This window comes from Luteimonas terrae, assembly GCF_004358165.1.
GTDB lineage: Bacteria > Pseudomonadota > Gammaproteobacteria > Xanthomonadales > Xanthomonadaceae > Luteimonas > Luteimonas terrae.
This window is the reverse complement of the sequence record NZ_SMTG01000011.1, coordinates 1-17311: the sequence shown is the minus strand read 5'-3', so window position 1 is coordinate 17311 and position 17311 is coordinate 1. Positions and strand designations below refer to the sequence as shown.

Below are 17311 nucleotides of genomic sequence, written 5' to 3'. Positions count from 1 at the left end.
ACGCTCGGCGCCGATCTTGGTCAGTGCGGCGGTCAGCGTGGTCTTGCCGTGGTCGACGTGACCGATGGTGCCGACGTTGACGTGCGGCTTGGTGCGCTCGAACTTACCCTTTGCCATGGTGATACACCTCTATTGATTCGGGATTGGAAACTGGGATCCGGAAGTCCGGCGCCCGCTGTGCGGACACCGGATTCCAATCCCGATGCATTACTTCTTGGTGACAGTCTCGGCGATATTGGCCGGGGCCTCGGCGTAGTGATCGAACTCCATCGAGAACGTCGCACGGCCCTGGGACATCGAGCGCAGCGTGGTCGCGTAGCCGAACATCTCGCCCAGCGGGATCATCGCGTTGATGATCTTGCCCGACGGGCTGTCGTCCTGACCCTGCAGGATGCCGCGACGACGGCTGACGTCGCCCATCACGTCGCCGAGGTAATCCTCGGGGCTGACGATCTCGACCTTCATCATCGGCTCGAGCAGCGCCGGGCTCGCCTTCACGAAGCCCTGCTTGAACGCCATCGACGAGGCCAGCTTGAACGCCATTTCCGACGAGTCGACGTCGTGGTACGAGCCGAACACCAGCTTGACCTTGACGCCCACGACCGGGAAGCCGGCGATCGGACCACTGGTGATCGTCTCGCGGATGCCCTTCTCGACCGACGGGATGAATTCCTTCGGGATCACGCCACCGGTGATGTCGTTGATGAAGAGGAAGTCGTCCTTGATGTCGGCGGCGATCTTCGGATCGGCACGATCCTCGGCGGTCAGCGGCGACAGCTCGATCACGACGTGACCATACTGACCCTTACCACCGGACTGCTTGGCGTGCTTGTAGTCCGACTTCACGTTCGCGGTGCGGATGGTCTCGCGGTACGCGACCTGCGGCTTGCCGACGTTGGCCTCGACGTTGAACTCGCGCTTCATGCGGTCGACGATGATGTCCAGGTGCAGCTCGCCCATACCGGCGATGATGGTCTGGCCCGATTCCTCGTCGGTACGCACGCGGAAGGACGGATCCTCCTGCGCCAGGCGACCGAGGGCGAGGCCCATCTTTTCCTGGTCCGACTTGGTCTTCGGCTCGACGGCCATCGAGATCACCGGCTCGGGGAACGTCATCCGCTCGAGGACGATCGGATGCTCCTGCGAGCACAACGTGTCGCCGGTGGTGACGTCCTTCAGGCCCACGGCCGCGGCGATGTCGCCGGCCAGCACTTCCTTGATCTCTTCGCGGTTGTTGGAGTGCATCTGCAGCAGACGGCCGATGCGCTCCTTCTTGCTCTTGACCGAGTTGTAGACCTGGTCACCTGCGTTGAGCGTGCCCGAGTAGACGCGGAAGAACGTCAGCGAACCCACGAACGGGTCGGTCATGATCTTGAACGCCAGCGCCGAGAACGGGGCCTTGTCGCTCGACTCGCGCGACAGCTCCTTGGTCTCGTCGTCGACGTCCACGCCCTTGACCGCCGGCACGTCGACCGGCGACGGCAGCAGCTTGACGACGCCGTCGAGCATCGCCTGGACGCCCTTGTTCTTGAACGCCGAGCCGCAGTACATCGGCACGATCTCGGTCTTGAGGGTGCGCTCGCGCAGGCCGTCGAGGATTTCCTCCTCCGACAGCTCGCCCTCTTCGAGGTACTTGTCCATCAGGGCTTCGGAGGCTTCGGCCGCCGACTCCACCATGAAGGCGCGCGCTTCTTCCGCCGGGCCCTGCAGCTCGGCCGGAATGTCGCGGTATTCGAAGTTCAGGCCCTGCGACGCAGTATCCCAGTGGATGGCCTTCATCTTGACCAGATCGACCACGCCTTCGAAGCCGTCTTCGGCACCGATCGGCAGCTGCATCGGAACGGCAGCCGCGCCCAGGCGCGCCTTCAGCTGGTCACGGACCTTGTAGAAGTTGGCACCGGTGCGGTCCATCTTGTTGACGAACGCGATGCGCGGCACGTGGTACTTGTTGGCCTGGCGCCACACCGTCTCGGACTGCGGCTGCACGCCACCGACCGCACACAGCACGAACACCGCGCCGTCGAGCACGCGCAGCGAACGCTCCACTTCGATCGTGAAGTCGACGTGGCCGGGGGTGTCGATGATGTTGAAGCGATGCTCCGGCATCGACTTGTCCATGCCCTTCCAGAACGCGGTGGTCGCAGCGGACTGGATCGTGATGCCACGCTCCTGCTCCTGCTCCATCCAGTCCATGGTGGCGGCGCCGTCGTGCACTTCACCGATCTTGTGGCTCTTGCCGGTGTAGAACAGGATGCGCTCGGAAGTCGTGGTCTTGCCGGCATCGATGTGGGCCATGATGCCGAAGTTGCGGTAGCGTTCGATGGGAGTCGTGCGAGCCACGTCAGTCTCTCGTATTGGATGGCGAAGTCCCGATGGAAGCCGGAACCTTCGCGATGGAATCGCTTGAATGGACGAATGCCGCCTTGCGGCGGCCTTCTGATCCTGCGTGCGGTCTGTGACCGCGTGGAGGCACCTGGATGGTGCCGACGGGCCCCGGAATCAACCGGGACCCGCCAAGACCGCTTACCAGCGGTAGTGCGCGAACGCCTTGTTGGCGTCGGCCATGCGGTGGGTTTCTTCGCGCTTCTTGATCGCGCCACCACGGTTTTCGGACGCGTCGATCAGCTCGGCGGCCAGCTTGCGCGGCATGCTGTTCTCGCCACGCTTGCGTGCCGACTCGATCAGCCAGCGCATCGCCAGCGCCATGCGACGCGAAGCGCGCACTTCGACCGGCACCTGGTACGTGGCACCGCCGACGCGACGCGACTTCACTTCGACCGCCGGGGAGATGTTGCCCAGCGCCTTCTCGACCAGCTCGAGCGCATTGCCGTTCTTCTCGCCGATGACGTCCATGGCGCCGTACACGATCTTTTCGGCGACGGACTTCTTGCCGCTCTTCATGACCATGTTGATGAAGCGCGCGATCGTCTCGCTGCCGTGCTTCGGGTCGGGCAGCACCGAACGCTGCGGGGTGTTTCCTTTACGCGACATTGTCTATTCCTCAGCCCTTCGGACGCTTGGCGCCGTACTTCGAACGTGCCTGCTTGCGCTTCGCGACGCCGGCGGCGTCGAGCGAGCCACGCACCGTGTGGTAACGCACACCCGGGAGGTCCTTGACGCGACCGCCGCGGATCAGCACCACGCTGTGCTCCTGCAGGTTGTGGCCTTCGCCGCCGATGTACGAGATGACCTCGTAACCGTTGGTCAGGCGCACCTTGGCGACCTTGCGAAGCGCCGAGTTCGGCTTCTTCGGGGTCGTGGTGTAGACGCGGGTGCAGACGCCACGGCGCTGCGGGCAGTTCGCCAGCGCGGGCGAAGTGCTCTTGTAGGTTTCGGGGCTGCGCGGCTTCCGCACCAGCTGGTTGATCGTTGCCATCAGTCTCGGGTCTGTGGTTCGGGCTTTCGGCCCGGTGAAAACGAAGACAGACGGGAACGCCGTCTGTCAGACGAAAAAGTATAGCCCGCGCTGACGAATACCGTCAACGCGGGTCATACCGCCACCGACAGCCCCGCGAAGGGAACTGCCCGGCATACAACGTCTCCCGTCCATCCTGGACCGAATACGAGCCGCGTCCTGCGCCTCTTTTCGGAGTCTGGGCGGCCCACGCGGGGCCGCCAAAGGGGGTGGATCTTAGCGCGATTCGCCGTCGTTGTCAGCCGCCGGCGTCACCGGGGCGTCTTCGAGCATCACCTGCTCCGGCGCCGCCGGTGCAGCCACGGCCTCGTCGGCCACGACCGAACCCGACAGTGCATCCATTTCCGAATCGGTCAGACCCGACGCGGCACGGCGACGACGCGCGTGATACGCCAGACCGGTACCGGCCGGAATCAGGCGACCGACGATCACGTTCTCCTTGAGACCGCGCAGGCTGTCGCGCGTGCCGCGGACGGCCGCCTCGGTGAGCACGCGGGTGGTCTCCTGGAACGACGCGGCCGAGATGAACGACTCGGTCGCCAGCGACGCCTTGGTGATGCCCAGCAGGACCGGGTCGAACTTCGCCGGCAGCTCGTTCTTGGACAGCAGCTTGGCGTTGTCCTCGATGACGCGCTGGCGCTCGACCTGCTCGCCGTTGAGGAACTTCGAATCACCGGCGTCGGTGACTTCGACCTTGCGCAGCATCTGGCGGACGATCACTTCGATGTGCTTGTCGTTGATCTTCACGCCCTGCAGGCGATAGACGTCCTGGATTTCCTTGGTCAGGTACGAGGCGAGTTCCTCGACACCCTTCAGGCGCAGGATGTCCTGCGGACCCGGCTCGCCGTCGACGACCGTCTCGCCCTTCTCCACGTGCTCGCCTTCGAACACGATGATCTGGCGGTACTTGGGGATCAGCTCCTCGTGATCGACACCATCGGTGCCCTTGATGATCAGGCGCTGCTTGCCCTTGGTGTCCTTGCCGAAGCTGACGATGCCCGAGATCTCGGCGAGGATCGCCTGGTCCTTGGGCTTGCGCGCTTCGAACAGGTCGGCCACGCGCGGCAGACCACCGGTGATGTCGCGGGTCTTGGACGCTTCCTGCGGCACCTTGGTCACCACGTCGCCCACGCCGACGGCGTCGCCGTCCTGCAGGTTGACGATCGAGCGCGGCGGCAGCAGGTACTGCGCCGGCAGGTCGGTACCCGGGATCGACAGGTCATTGCCCTTGCCGTCGACGATGCGGACGATCGGACGCAGGTCCTTGCCGGCCGAACCACGACGCTTGGGATCGGTGATCTCGCGCGATGCCAGGCCGGTCAGCTCGTCGGTCTTCTCGATGACGGTGATGCCGTCGACGAAGTCCACGAAGCGGATGAAACCCGCCACTTCCGACACGATCGGGTGGTTGTGCGGATCCCAGTTGGCGACGGTCTGGCCGGCCTTGATCGCATCGCCGTCGTTGACCGTGATGGTCGCGCCGTAGGGCAGCTTGTAACGCTCGCGCTCGCGACCATGGCCGTCGAGCACCGACAGCTCGCCCGAACGCGAGACCGCGACCAGGCTGCCGCTCTCGTGCTTGACGTGCTTGAGGTTGTTGAACTTGATCGAGCCGGTGGTCTTGACCGTCACGTTGTCGATGGCGGCCGCACGCGACGCCGCACCACCGATGTGGAACGTACGCATGGTCAGCTGGGTACCCGGCTCACCGATCGACTGCGCGGCGACGACGCCCACGGCCTCGCCCTGGTTGACCAGGTGGCCGCGGCCGAGGTCACGGCCGTAGCAATGCGCGCAGACGCCGAAGCTGCTTTCGCAGGTGATCGTGGAGCGGACCTGGATCGACTGCACGCCGGCCTCTTCGAGGCGCTGCACCCACTGCTCGTCGAGCAGCGTGTTGCGGGTCACGATCGGATCCTCGTCGTTGCCCGGCAGGAACACGTCCTCGGCCACGACACGACCCAGCACGCGGTCGCGCAGCGGCTCGACGACGTCACCGCCTTCGACGATCGGGGTCATGGTCAGACCGTCGACGGTGCCGCAGTCAACTTCGGTGATCACCACGTCCTGGGCCACGTCGACGAGACGACGGGTCAGGTAACCGGAGTTCGCGGTCTTGAGCGCGGTATCGGCCAGACCCTTTCGGGCACCGTGGGTGGAGTTGAAGTACTCCTGCACGTTCAGACCTTCGCGGAAGTTCGCGATGATCGGCGTTTCGATGATCGAGCCGTCCGGCTTGGCCATCAGGCCGCGCATGCCGGCCAGCTGACGGATCTGCGCCTGCGAACCACGCGCACCCGAGTCGGCCATGATGTAGAGCGAGTTCATCGACTTCTGGTCGATCGTCTCGCCCTTGGCGTTGACGACCTTCTCGGTGCCGATGGTGTCCATCATCGCCTTGGCGATGCGCTCGTTCGTACGCGACCAGATGTCGACGACCTTGTTGTAGCGCTCGCCGGCGGTGACCAGACCCGACTGGTACTGCTGCTGGATTTCCAGCACCTCGGCCTCGGCCTCGACCAGGATGCCGGCCTTCTCGGACGGGATGGTCATGTCGTTGATGCCGATCGACACACCGGCACGCGTGGCGTTGCCGAAGCCGGTGTACATCAGTTTGTCGGCGAACACGACCGTGTCCTTGAGACCCAGGCGGCGGTAGCAGGCGTTGATCAGGCGCGAGATGTTCTTCTTGTTGAGCTCGACGTTGGCCAGCTCGAACGGCAGGCCGTCGGGCATGATCTCGAGCAGCAGCGCACGACCCACGGTCGTCTCGACGATCGAGGTCACCTTGTCGCGCGAGCCGTCCTCGCCGATCACGGTCTGCTGGATGCGGACCTTGATCTTGGCGTGCAGGCCGGCGGCCTTGTTGTCGAACGCGCGACGCACTTCGGCGATGTTGGCGAACACCATGCCCTCGCCCGGGATGTTCTCCAGAGCGCGCGTCATGTAGTACAGACCGAGCACGACGTCCTGCGACGGCACGATGATCGGCTCGCCGTTGGCCGGCGAGAGGATGTTGTTGGACGCCATCATCAGCGCACGCGCTTCGAGCTGGGCTTCCAGCGAGAGCGGCACGTGGACCGCCATCTGGTCACCGTCGAAGTCGGCGTTGAACGCGGTACAGACCAGCGGGTGCAGCTGGATCGCCTTGCCTTCGATCAGCACCGGCTCGAACGCCTGGATGCCCAGACGGTGCAGCGTCGGCGCGCGGTTGAGCATGACCGGGTGCTCGCGGATCACCTCTTCGAGGATGTCCCACACCTCGGCCTCTTCGCGCTCGACGAGCTTCTTGGCGGCCTTGATCGTCGTGGCCAGGCCACGGCGCTGCAGCTTGGCGAAGATGAAGGGCTTGAACAGTTCCAGCGCCATCTTCTTCGGCAGGCCGCACTCGTGCAGGCGCAGCGTCGGACCGACCACGATGACCGAACGGCCCGAGTAGTCGACGCGCTTGCCGAGCAGGTTCTGGCGGAAGCGGCCCTGCTTGCCCTTGATCATGTCGGCGAGCGACTTGAGCGGACGCTTGTTGGTGCCGGTGATCGCACGGCCGCGACGGCCGTTGTCCATCAGCGCATCGACCGATTCCTGCAGCATGCGCTTCTCGTTGCGCACGATGATGTCGGGCGCATTGAGTTCGAGCAGGCGACGCAGGCGGTTGTTGCGGTTGATGACGCGGCGGTACAGATCGTTGAGATCCGAGGTCGCGAAGCGGCCACCGTCCAGCGGGACCAGCGGACGCAGGTCCGGCGGCAGCACCGGCAGCACGGTCATGATCATCCACTCGGGGCGGTTGCCCGAGTCGATGAAGGCCTCGACCAGCTTGATGCGCTTGGTGAGGCGCTTGAGCTTGGTCTCCGAACCCGTGGCGGCGATCTCTTCCTTCAGGCGGACCATCTCGGCCTGCAGGTCGATCGTGCGCAGCAGGTCGTAGACGGCCTCGGCGCCCATCGCGGCATCGAAGTCGTCGCCGTGCTCCTGGCGCATCTGCATGTACTGCTCTTCGTTGAGCAGCTGGCTGCGCTCGAGCGGGGTCAGGCCCGGCTCGGTCACGACGAACGCCTCGAAGTACAGGATGCGTTCGATGTCACGCAGGGTCATGTCCAGCATCAGGCCGATGCGCGAGGGCAGCGACTTGAGGAACCAGATGTGCGCGACCGGCGAGGCCAGGTCGATGTGACCCATGCGCTCGCGACGCACCTTGGCCAGCGTGACTTCGGTGCCGCACTTCTCGCAGACCACGCCGCGGTGTTTCATGCGCTTGTACTTGCCGCACAGGCACTCGTAGTCCTTGATCGGACCGAAGATCGCGGCACAGAACAGGCCGTCGCGCTCGGGCTTGAACGTGCGGTAGTTGATGGTCTCGGGCTTCTTCACTTCGCCGAACGACCACGAACGGATCAGGTCCGGCGAGGCCAGCGCGATCTTGATCGCGTCGAAGTCCGGGATCTGGCGCTGCTGGTTGAAGAGATTGAGCAGGTCTTTCATGTCTTTACTCCGGGAATGGGGAACCTGGGGCGGTATGGATCGAAGTCGCGCGCGGCACGCTCACGGGCCGCGCGTCGGACGTCCTGCCTCAGTGCTCCTCCAGCTCCATGTTGATCGCCAGCGAACGGATTTCCTTGACCAGCACGTTGAAGGACTCGGGCATGCCCGCGACCATCTCGTGTTCGCCGTCGACGATGTTCTTGTACATCTGGTTGCGGCCCTGCACGTCGTCGGACTTCACCGTCAGCATTTCCTGCAGGGTGTAGGCCGCGCCGTAGGCTTCCAGCGCCCAGACTTCCATTTCGCCGAAACGCTGGCCGCCGAACTGCGCCTTGCCGCCCAGCGGCTGCTGGGTGACGAGCGAGTACGGGCCGGTCGAACGCGCGTGCATCTTGTCGTCCACCAGGTGGTTGAGCTTGAGCATGTGCATGTAGCCCACGGTGACCTCGCGCTCGAACGTTTCGCCGGTGCGGCCGTCGTAGAGGCGGTGCTGGCCGCTGGTCGGCATGTCCGCCAGCTCGAGCATCGCCTTGATCTCCGACTCGGCAGCGCCGTCGAACACCGGGGTCGCCATCGGCACGCCGTCGGTCAGGTTGCCGGCGAGCGTCAGCAGCTCCTCGTCACTGAACTGCGACAGGTCGACGCGCTGTGCGGCGACGGACTTGTCGTGGTTGTAGATCTTGTCGAGGAAGGCACGCAGCTCGGCGATCTTGGCCTGCGCATCGAGCATCCGCTGGATCTTCTCGCCCAGGCCCTTGGCCGCCAGGCCGAGGTGGACTTCGAGGATCTGGCCGATGTTCATACGCGACGGCACGCCCAGCGGGTTCAGCACGATGTCGACCGTGTTGCCGTTGGCCATGTAGGGCATGTCCTGCACGGGCACGATGGTCGACACGACACCCTTGTTGCCGTGACGGCCGGCCATCTTGTCGCCCGGCTGGATGCGGCGCTTCACGGCCAGGTAGACCTTGACCATCTTCAGCACGCCCGGTGCGAGGTCGTCGCCCTGGGTGATCTTGCCGCGCTTGTCGGCGAAACGCTTCTCGAACTCCTTCTGGTGCGCGTCGATCTGTTTCTGCGCACGTTCGATGGCGTCGGCCGCGTCCTCGTCCTTCATGCGGATCTGGAACCAGTCGGACTTCTTCAGACCGTCGAGCACCAGCGAGGAGACCGTGTCGCCCTTCTTCAGGCCCGGACCGCCGTTGGCGACCTTGCCCTGGATCTGCGAACGCAGACGCGCGTAGATCGCCGATTCCAGGATGCGGAACTGGTCGTCGAAGTCCTTCTTGACGCGCTTGATCTCGGACTCTTCGATCTGCTTGGCGCGCTTGTCCTTCTCGATGCCGTCGCGGGTGAAGACCTGCACGTCGATGACGGTGCCGTCCATGCCCGGCGGCACGCGCAGCGAGCTGTCCTTCACGTCGGACGCCTTCTCACCGAAGATCGCACGCAGCAGCTTCTCTTCCGGGGTCAGCTGGCTCTCGCCCTTCGGCGTGACCTTGCCGACCAGAATGTCGCCGGCGCGGACTTCCGCACCGATATACACCACGCCGGATTCGTCGAGACGGTTGAGCGCGTTCTCCGACACGTTCGGGATGTCGGCGGAGATTTCCTCCGGTCCCAGCTTCGTGTCGCGGGCGACCGCGGTCAGCTCTTCGATGTGGATCGTCGTGTAACGGTCTTCCTTGACGACGCGCTCCGACAGCAGGATCGAGTCTTCGAAGTTGTAGCCGTTCCACGGCATGAACGCGACCAGCATGTTCTGGCCCAGGGCCAGCTCGCCGATGTCGGTCGAGGGGCCGTCGGCCAGCACGTCGCCGCGCGCGACCACGTCACCCACGTTCACCAGCGGACGCTGGTTGATGCAGGTGTTCTGGTTGGAGCGCGTGTACTTGATCAGGTTGTAGATGTCGACGCCGGCATCGTGCTCGCCGGAGATCTCCTCTTCATTGACCTTGACCACGACGCGGCCGGCATCGATCTGCTCGATCACGCCGCCACGGCGGGCGTTCACGGTCACGCCCGAGTCGCGCGCCACGGCACGCTCGATGCCGGTCCCGACCAGCGGCTTCTGGGCACGCAGGGTCGGCACGGCCTGACGCTGCATGTTCGCGCCCATCAGTGCGCGGTTCGCGTCATCGTGCTCGAGGAACGGGACCAGCGCCGCCGCGACCGACACGGTCTGCATCGGCGAGACGTCCATGTAGTGGATTTCGGCCGGCGGCTTGAGCAGCGACTCGCCCTGGAAGCGGCAGTCGACGAACTGCTGCGTCATCGTGCCCTTCTCGTCCTGCACGGCGTTGGCCTGCGCGATGACGTAGTCGTTCTCTTCGATCGCCGAGAGGTACTCGATCTCGTCGGTGACGCGGCTGTCGACGACCTTGCGGTACGGGGTCTCGAGGAAGCCGTACTTGTTGGTGCGCGCGAAGGTCGCCAGCGAGTTGATCAGGCCGATGTTCGGGCCTTCCGGCGTTTCGATGGTGCAGACGCGGCCGTAGTGGGTCGGGTGCACGTCGCGCACTTCGAAGCCGGCGCGCTCGCGGGTCAGACCGCCCGGGCCCAGGGCCGAGACGCGACGCTTGTGCGTGACTTCCGACAGCGGGTTGTTCTGGTCCATGAACTGCGACAGCTGCGAGGAGCCGAAGAATTCCTTGACCGCCGCCGCGACCGGCTTGGCGTTGATGAGTTCCTGCGGGGTCAGGCCATCGGCCTCGGCCATCGTCAGGCGCTCGCGCACGGCGCGCTCGACGCGGACCAGGCCCACGCGGAACACGTTCTCGGCCATTTCACCGACCGAACGCACGCGGCGGTTGCCGAGGTGGTCGATGTCGTCGACGACGCCGCGACCGTTGCGGATCTCGGTCAGCACGCGGATGACGTCGAGGATGTCCGAGGTCTGGCCGTACTCGCCACGCAGACGCACCGCGTCCTCGTCCTTGCGCTCGGCGAAGTACTTCGCGTCGTAGAGCACCGACGCGCCTTCGGTTTCCTTGCGGCCCAGGCGACGGTTGAACTTCATGCGGCCGACGCTGGAGACGTCGTAGCGCTCGAAGGTGAAGAACAGGTTGTGGAACAGGTTCTGCGCAGCGTCCTTGGTCGGCGGCTCGCCGGGGCGCATCATGCGGTAGATCTCGACCAGCGCGTCGAGCTGGGTCTTGGTCGAGTCGATGCGCAGCGTGTTCGACAGGTACGGACCGCGATCGAGGTCGTTGACCCAGATCGTGCCGATGGCTTCGATCGACGCCTTGCGCAGCGCTTCGAGCGTCTCGAGCGTGATCTCGTCGTTGGCGGTCGCGACCAGCTCACCGGTCGACGGGTCGATGACGTCGTGCGACAGGATCTGGCCGACGAGGTAGTCGTCCGGCACCGCAAGAGCGGTGATGCCCGAGGCCTCGAGCTGCTTGACGTGACGCGCGGTGATGCGCTTGCCGGCTTCGACGATGACCTTCTCGCCGTCGAGCAGGTCGAAGTTCAGCGTTTCGCCACGCAGACGCTCCGACACCAGCTCCAGCTGCACGCCCTCGCCCTCGGGGAGGATGTGGTAGCTGTTGATGTCGAAGAACTCGTTGAGCATTTCTTCGTTGTTGTAGCCGAGCGCGCGCAGCAGCACCGACACCGGCAGCTTGCGACGGCGGTCGATACGGGTGAACAGCGCGTCCTTCGGGTCGAACTCGAAGTCCAACCACGAACCGCGGTACGGGATGATGCGGGCGCTGTAGAGCAGCTTGCCCGAGCTGTGGGTCTTGCCGCGGTCGTGGTCGAAGAACACGCCCGGCGAGCGGTGCAGCTGCGAAACGATGACGCGCTCGGTGCCGTTGATGATGAAGGTGCCGTTGTCGGTCATGAGCGGGATCTCGCCCATGTAGACCTCCTGCTCCTTCACGTACTTGATGGCCTTGGACGACGACTCGCGGTCGTAGATCACCAGGCGCACGGTCACGCGCAGCGGGGCGCCGTAGCTCAGGCCACGGTTGCGGCATTCGCGCTCGTCGAACACGGGCTCGCCGAGCTTGTAGCCGACGTATTCGAGTGCGGCGTAGCCGTTGTAGCTGACGATCGGGAACACCGACTTCAGCGCGGCGTGCAGGCCACGGTCCTCGCGCTTGGCGGGGTCGCGGTCGGCCTGCAGGAATTCACGGTAGGAATCGACCTGGATGGCGAGCAGGAACGGCACTTCGAGGATCGAGCGGCGCTTTCCGAAATTCTTGCGGATGCGCTTCTTCTCGGTGAACGAGTAATTCGACGGGAGCTGTGTCGTCGTCATGGGGAATACGCCTCGATGGATCGATGGGATCGCGTGCGATCCGGAACTAGAAGCTGTCACTGGGTAGTCGCTGGTATTGCCGGCACCAGCACGCCTTCTCCCGCTACTACCCGCTGACAACTGTGTCGGTTGTCGTGTTGCGGTACTGCCGGTCGTGCACTTGAAAAACGGGCGTTTTCAGGAACGACCAAGGGCCGGGAGCTTTCGCCCCCGGCCCCGGTGCATCGACAGCATGTGCTGCGATGCCAAGGTGTCGCTTACTTGAGCTCGGCGGTCGCGCCAGCAGCCTCGAGATCCTTCTTGATCTTCTCGGCTTCTTCCTTCGACGCGCCTTCCTTGACGTCCTTCGGAGCGCCTTCGACCAGGTCCTTGGCTTCCTTGAGGCCCAGGCCGGTGATGGCGCGGACGACCTTGATGACTTCGACCTTCTTGTCGCCGGCGGCCTTCAGGACGACGGTGAACTCGGTCTGCTCTTCAGCAGCGGCGGCCGGACCGGCAGCAGCAGCGACGGCAACCGGAGCCGCGGCGGAGACGCCGAACTTCTCTTCGATGGCCTTGACGAGCTCGACCACTTCCATCAGGGACTTTTCAGCGATCGCGTCGACGATCTGTTCGTTGGTCAGGGACATTGTGATTTACCTATTGGAAATTATCTGGATTGAAGCCTGCTGGCGTGCAACAGGCGCGATGACGTCGAACTCAGGCTTTAAGCCGTAGCTTCGGCAGCTGCTTCTTCCGCCGGTGCACCACCACCCTGCTTGTCGGCCACGGCCTGGACGGCACGGGCGAACATCGCGGCGGGCTCGAGCAGGGTGCGGGCCAGCATGGCCAGCGCCTGATCGCGGGTCGGCAGCGCCGCAAGCACGTCCACGTGGCTGGCGGGATACAGCTCGCCACCCACGGACACGACCTTCGGCTGCAGCTTGTCGTTGCTCTTGGCGAATTCCTTGATCAGGCGACCGGCAGCGCCGGGCTCCTCGGTCGAAAACGCATACAGCAGGGGACCGACGAGGCTGTCCTTGACGACAGCGAACTCGGTGCCCTCGATGGCGCGCACGGCCAGCGTGTTCTTGACAACTTTCAAGAACACGCCCGTTTCACGAGCCTGCTTGCGCATCGCGGTCATCTGGCTGACCGTGGTGCCTGCGTATTCGGCGGCGACCAGGGAGTGCGCCTTGGCGGCGACGTCTGCCAGTTCGGCGACAACTTCTTGCTTCTGGGACAGATTGAGAGCCATACACTCCTCACTTGGTAACTCCGCTCGCGGCTCCTGCCGCTTGCGGTCCTGGACGGCATCCATCCGTGGAACGCCGGGGACACGAAGGTCCCGGGTCGGTGGCCTGTCCGGCTGGCGGTCTTGCGACCACACCAGAAAACTTCCAGAAGGCGGCACCATCTGCGCGGGCGCACCCTTGCGGGTGGATTAAGCAGTCCCGCTAGCTACGACGGCGATTCCCTGCCAACACGAGCTTCCGTGCCCGTCGTCGTAGCGCGCTGACCGCACCTGCGGTCTTTGACGGCTGTCGTTCGATACCGGAGTACCGGCGACTGCCCTCAAATGGTCGAACACCGCACGGCCGCGAACGGCCGGACGGGTACATCGATTACTTGAGCGACAGCGTCGACGCGTCGACGGTGACGCCCGGGCCCATCGTCGAGCTCAGCGAGATCTTCTGCAGGTACTGGCCCTTGGCGGTGGCCGGCTTGGCCTTCACCAGGTCGACCAGCAGCGCCTGCAGGTTGTCCTTGAGCTTGTCCGCATCGAAGTCGGCCTTACCGATCGTGCAGTGGATGATGCCGGCCTTGTCGGTGCGGTAGCGGACCTGACCGCCCTTGGCGTTCTTCACAGCCTCGCCCGGGTTCGGGGAGACGGTGCCGACCTTCGGGTTCGGCATCAGGCCGCGCGGGCCCAGCACCGTACCGAGCTTGCCGACGACGCGCATCGCGTCCGGCGTCGCGATCACGACGTCGTAGTTGATGTCGCCGCCCTGCATCTTCTCGGCCAGGTCGTCCATGCCGACGACGTCGGCACCGGCGGCCAGGGCCTCGTCGGCCTTCGCGCCGGCCGGTGCGAACACCGCCACGCGGACGCTCTTGCCGGTGCCCTGCGGCAGCACGGTCGAGCCGCGGACCTGCTGGTCCGACTTGCGCGCGTCGACGCCGAGGCGGACGGCGACGTCCACGGCTTCGGCGAACTTCGCGCTGCTGTTGTCCTTGACGATCTTCAGTGCGTCATCGATCGCGTAGGTCTTGCCCGGCTGCACGGCAGCCTGCAGGGTCTTCTGTCGCTTGGTCAGCTTGGCCATGGTCTCAGCCCTCCACCGTCAGGCCCATCGAACGGGCCGAGCCCGCGATGGTGCGCACTGCTGCTTCCAGCTCGGCCGCCGTCAGATCGGCTTCCTTCGCCTTGGCGATTTCTTCGAGCTGCGCGCGCGTCACCTTGCCCACCTTCTCGGTGTTCGGACGCTTGGAGCCCGAGGCCACGCCTGCCGCCTTCTTGAGCAGCACCGATGCCGGCGTGCTCTTGGTGATGAAGGTGAAGGTACGGTCCGAGTAGGCCGTGATGATGACCGGGGTCGGCAGACCCGGCTCGAGCTTGGAGGTCGCTGCGTTGAACGCCTTGCAGAACTCCATGATGTTCAGACCGCGCTGGCCCAGTGCGGGACCGACCGGCGGCGAGGGGTTGGCCTGACCGGCCTTCACCTGCAGCTTGATGTAACCGACGACTTTCTTCGCCATTGTCTTCTCTCCGGGTGCAAACGCCTGGACTCAGGCTCCCCATCGTTCCGGGAATTGACGTGTCCCGGCTTCACGTTGTCCATCCGCGCGAAAGGCCGCCCATATGGCGGCCTGTGCGGTTTTGCCCGGCTGCACCGGACAGTGAGCCGCGCACTATAGCAGGGTTTCGCGCGCCCGTCACATCCGGGCGCAGCGCCGGATCAGGCCTTCTCGACCTGCCCGAATTCCAGCTCGACCGGGGTCGAGCGGCCGAAGATCAGCACTGCGACGCGCAGGCGGCTCTTCTCGTAATTGACCTCTTCGACGACGCCGTTGAAGTCGTTGAACGGGCCGTCGATGACGCGGACCATCTGGCCGGCCTCGAACAGCACCTTCGGACGCGGCTTCTCGACGCCTTCCTGCACGCGGTCGAGGATCACGGCGGCCTCGTCGTCGCGGATCGGCAGCGGACGATCGGCGGTACCGCCGATGAAGCCCATCACCTTCGGCGTTTCCTTGACCAGGTGCCAGCTCTCGTTGTCCATGCGCGGGATGCCGCCCTCGTCCGAGGTCAGGATCTGCACCAGCACGTAGCCCGGGAAGAACTTGCGCTCGGAACGGCGCTTCTGGCCGGAGCGCATCTCGATCACTTCTTCGGTCGGCACCAGCACGTCGCCGAACTTGTCCTGCATCTCGGTGCGGACGATGCGGTCACGCAGGGCCTGTGCCACCGACTTCTCGAAGCCGGAATAGGCATGCACGACGTACCAGCGCTTGACGCCTTCGGTTTCCATCAGAATCTGTACTCCGTCACTGCCTCAGGATGAGGCGGATCAGCCACTGGATGATCTGGTCGAAGCCGGCCAGCACCAGGCTGATGATCGCCACGGCGATGATCACGATCCAGGTCAGGCGGGTCGCCTCCTGGCGCGTCGGCCAGACGACCTTGCGCATCTCGAAGCGGGTCTCCGAGAAGAAATCACGGGTCTGGTGACCCTTGCCGGTGGTCAGGAAGACCGCGACAGCGCCCACGATGCCCAGGGCGACGATGATGCTGCGTACCGGCGTCGCCAGCTGCGGCTGGAACCAGTAGAACGCGAACACGCCGGCGACCATGAGCAGCAGCGCGGCGGCGTATTTGGCGAGGTCCGTGGAGGACGCGCCCTTCGATTGATCCACTCTGCTGTTCAAATCCCGGCGACTCATCGGTTTGCGACTGCTCGGTTGACGGGCCAGACCGTGCTGCGCCCGGACCCGCGCGGACGATTCCGCGAATGGCACGCCAGGAGGGACTCGAACCCCCAACCTGCGGTTTTGGAGACCGCTGCTCTGCCAATTGAGCTACTGGCGTACGGATTGGAACTTTGGCCGCCGACGCCGGGATTCCCGAGACGGCGAAGGCGGACCGGGGTGCCGGCCCGCCTTGTCGCGGCTCTCTCGTGATACTGCATCGTCGGGAGAGCCACTGGATCCCGGCGTTCACCGGGATGACGTCCTGTCAGCCGAGCGCGCCTTGGCGCGCTCGAGCCGTTTCGTCACTTGATGATCTTGGCCACCACGCCGGCGCCAACGGTACGACCGCCTTCGCGGATCGCGAAGCGCAGGCCTTCGTCCATCGCCACCGGGTTGATCAGCGTGACCACCATCTTCACGTTGTCGCCCGGCATCACCATCTCGGTGCCTTCCGGCAGCTCGACCGCACCGGTGATGTCGGTGGTGCGGAAGTAGAACTGCGGACGGTAGCCCTTGAAGAACGGGGTGTGACGGCCGCCCTCGTCCTTCGACAGCACGTAGACTTCGGCTTCGAAATCGGTGTGCGGCTTGATCGAACCCGGCTTGGCCAGCACCTGGCCACGTTCGACGTCGTCACGCTTGGTGCCGCGCAGCAGCAGACCGGCGTTGTCGCCTGCCTGACCCTGGTCGAGCAGCTTGCGGAACATTTCCACGCCCGTGACGGTGGTCTTCTGCACCGGACGGATACCGACGATTTCGATTTCCTCGCCGACCTTGATCACGCCGCGCTCGATGCGACCGGTGACCACGGTGCCGCGGCCCGAGATCGAGAACACGTCTTCGACCGGCATCAGGAACGACTTGTCCACGTCGCGCTCCGGCTCCGGGATCCAGCTGTCGAGCGCGTCGACCAGCTTGAGGATCGCCGGCACGCCGATGTCGCTCTGGTCGCCATCGAGGGCCAGACGGGCCGAACCGTGGATGATCGGGGTGTCGTCGCCCGGGAAGTCGTACTTGCTCAGCAGCTCGCGCACTTCCATCTCGACCAGCTCGAGCAGCTCGGCGTCGTCGACCATGTCGGCCTTGTTCAGGAACACGACGATGTACGGCACGCCGACCTGACGCGACAGCAGGATGTGCTCGCGGGTCTGCGGCATCGGGCCGTCGGCCGCCGAACACACCAGGATCGCGCCGTCCAT

The 17311-nt window shown here is 64.9% G+C and carries 13 protein-coding genes and 1 tRNA gene; all 14 read right to left on the bottom strand.

The genetic code is table 11. The features are described from left to right. Positions 1 to 117: GTP-binding protein (locus E2F49_RS16220; RefSeq protein ID WP_049420184.1), on the bottom strand; the 117-nt coding region annotated here is incomplete at its 3' end. A 90-nt stretch (positions 118 to 207) separates the two neighbouring features. After that, the gene (gene fusA, locus E2F49_RS16215; RefSeq protein WP_055246829.1) at positions 208 to 2340 is read right to left on the bottom strand and encodes an elongation factor G; all 2133 of its coding nucleotides are present in this window, start codon (positions 2338 to 2340) and stop codon (positions 208 to 210) included. 183 nt (positions 2341 to 2523) lie between these two features. Next, positions 2524 to 2991, bottom strand: coding sequence for a 30S ribosomal protein S7 (gene rpsG, locus E2F49_RS16210; RefSeq protein WP_055246827.1), 468 nt, complete (start codon positions 2989 to 2991; stop codon positions 2524 to 2526). Positions 2992 to 3001: 10 nt separating this feature from the next. Next, complete coding sequence (gene rpsL / locus E2F49_RS16205) at positions 3002 to 3376, bottom strand: 30S ribosomal protein S12 (protein WP_024891235.1); 375 nt, start codon at positions 3374 to 3376, stop codon at positions 3002 to 3004. 255 nt (positions 3377 to 3631) lie between these two features. Beyond that, positions 3632 to 7897, bottom strand: coding sequence for a DNA-directed RNA polymerase subunit beta' (rpoC, locus tag E2F49_RS16200; RefSeq protein WP_243713638.1), 4266 nt, complete (start codon positions 7895 to 7897; stop codon positions 3632 to 3634). 88 nt (positions 7898 to 7985) lie between these two features. After that, positions 7986 to 12161: a DNA-directed RNA polymerase subunit beta gene (rpoB, locus tag E2F49_RS16195; protein WP_055246823.1), complete on the bottom strand. Its 4176-nt coding sequence runs from the start codon at positions 12159 to 12161 to the stop codon at positions 7986 to 7988. Between the two features lie 257 nt (positions 12162 to 12418). Continuing rightward, on the bottom strand, positions 12419 to 12790 hold the full coding sequence (gene rplL / locus E2F49_RS16190) for a 50S ribosomal protein L7/L12 (RefSeq protein ID WP_055246821.1): 372 nt from the start codon (positions 12788 to 12790) through the stop codon (positions 12419 to 12421). 77 nt (positions 12791 to 12867) lie between these two features. Then, positions 12868 to 13398: a 50S ribosomal protein L10 gene (gene rplJ, locus E2F49_RS16185; RefSeq protein ID WP_055246819.1), complete on the bottom strand. Its 531-nt coding sequence runs from the start codon at positions 13396 to 13398 to the stop codon at positions 12868 to 12870. Between the two features lie 367 nt (positions 13399 to 13765). Continuing rightward, the gene (gene rplA, locus E2F49_RS16180; RefSeq protein ID WP_055246817.1) at positions 13766 to 14467 is read right to left on the bottom strand and encodes a 50S ribosomal protein L1; all 702 of its coding nucleotides are present in this window, start codon (positions 14465 to 14467) and stop codon (positions 13766 to 13768) included. Between the two features lie 4 nt (positions 14468 to 14471). Beyond that, the gene (rplK, locus tag E2F49_RS16175) at positions 14472 to 14900 is read right to left on the bottom strand and encodes a 50S ribosomal protein L11 (protein ID WP_055246815.1); all 429 of its coding nucleotides are present in this window, start codon (positions 14898 to 14900) and stop codon (positions 14472 to 14474) included. A gap of 200 nt (positions 14901 to 15100) precedes the next feature. Beyond that, positions 15101 to 15673 (bottom strand): transcription termination/antitermination protein NusG, encoded by a 573-nt coding sequence (gene nusG, locus E2F49_RS16170; RefSeq protein WP_055246812.1) that lies wholly within the window; start codon positions 15671 to 15673, stop codon positions 15101 to 15103. Between the two features lie 16 nt (positions 15674 to 15689). Next, positions 15690 to 16070, bottom strand: a complete 381-nt coding sequence (gene secE / locus E2F49_RS16165; RefSeq protein WP_133394846.1) for a preprotein translocase subunit SecE — start codon at positions 16068 to 16070, stop codon at positions 15690 to 15692. 84 nt (positions 16071 to 16154) lie between these two features. Next, positions 16155 to 16230 (bottom strand) — tRNA-Trp (locus E2F49_RS16160). A 184-nt stretch (positions 16231 to 16414) separates the two neighbouring features. After that, positions 16415 to 17311, bottom strand: an 897-nt coding sequence (gene tuf / locus E2F49_RS16155) for an elongation factor Tu (protein WP_133394845.1), incomplete at its 5' end; no start/stop codon positions are given.

Bases quoted from the DNA above. Each gene is read 5' to 3' on its own strand.
- rpsG (WP_055246827.1), bottom strand. From the start codon at position 2,991: ATGTCGCGTAAAGGAAACACCCCGCAGCGTTCGGTGCTGCCCGACCCG.
- rpsL (WP_024891235.1), bottom strand. From the start codon at position 3,376: ATGGCAACGATCAACCAGCTGGTGCGGAAGCCGCGCAGCCCCGAAACC.
- rpoC (WP_243713638.1), bottom strand. From the start codon at position 7,897: ATGAAAGACCTGCTCAATCTCTTCAACCAGCAGCGCCAGATCCCGGAC.
- rpoB (WP_055246823.1), bottom strand. From the start codon at position 12,161: ATGACGACGACACAGCTCCCGTCGAATTACTCGTTCACCGAGAAGAAG.
- rplL (WP_055246821.1), bottom strand. From the start codon at position 12,790: ATGTCCCTGACCAACGAACAGATCGTCGACGCGATCGCTGAAAAGTCC.
- rplJ (WP_055246819.1), bottom strand. From the start codon at position 13,398: ATGGCTCTCAATCTGTCCCAGAAGCAAGAAGTTGTCGCCGAACTGGCA.
- rplA (WP_055246817.1), bottom strand. From the start codon at position 14,467: ATGGCCAAGCTGACCAAGCGACAGAAGACCCTGCAGGCTGCCGTGCAG.
- rplK (WP_055246815.1), bottom strand. From the start codon at position 14,900: ATGGCGAAGAAAGTCGTCGGTTACATCAAGCTGCAGGTGAAGGCCGGT.
- nusG (WP_055246812.1), bottom strand. From the start codon at position 15,673: ATGGAAACCGAAGGCGTCAAGCGCTGGTACGTCGTGCATGCCTATTCC.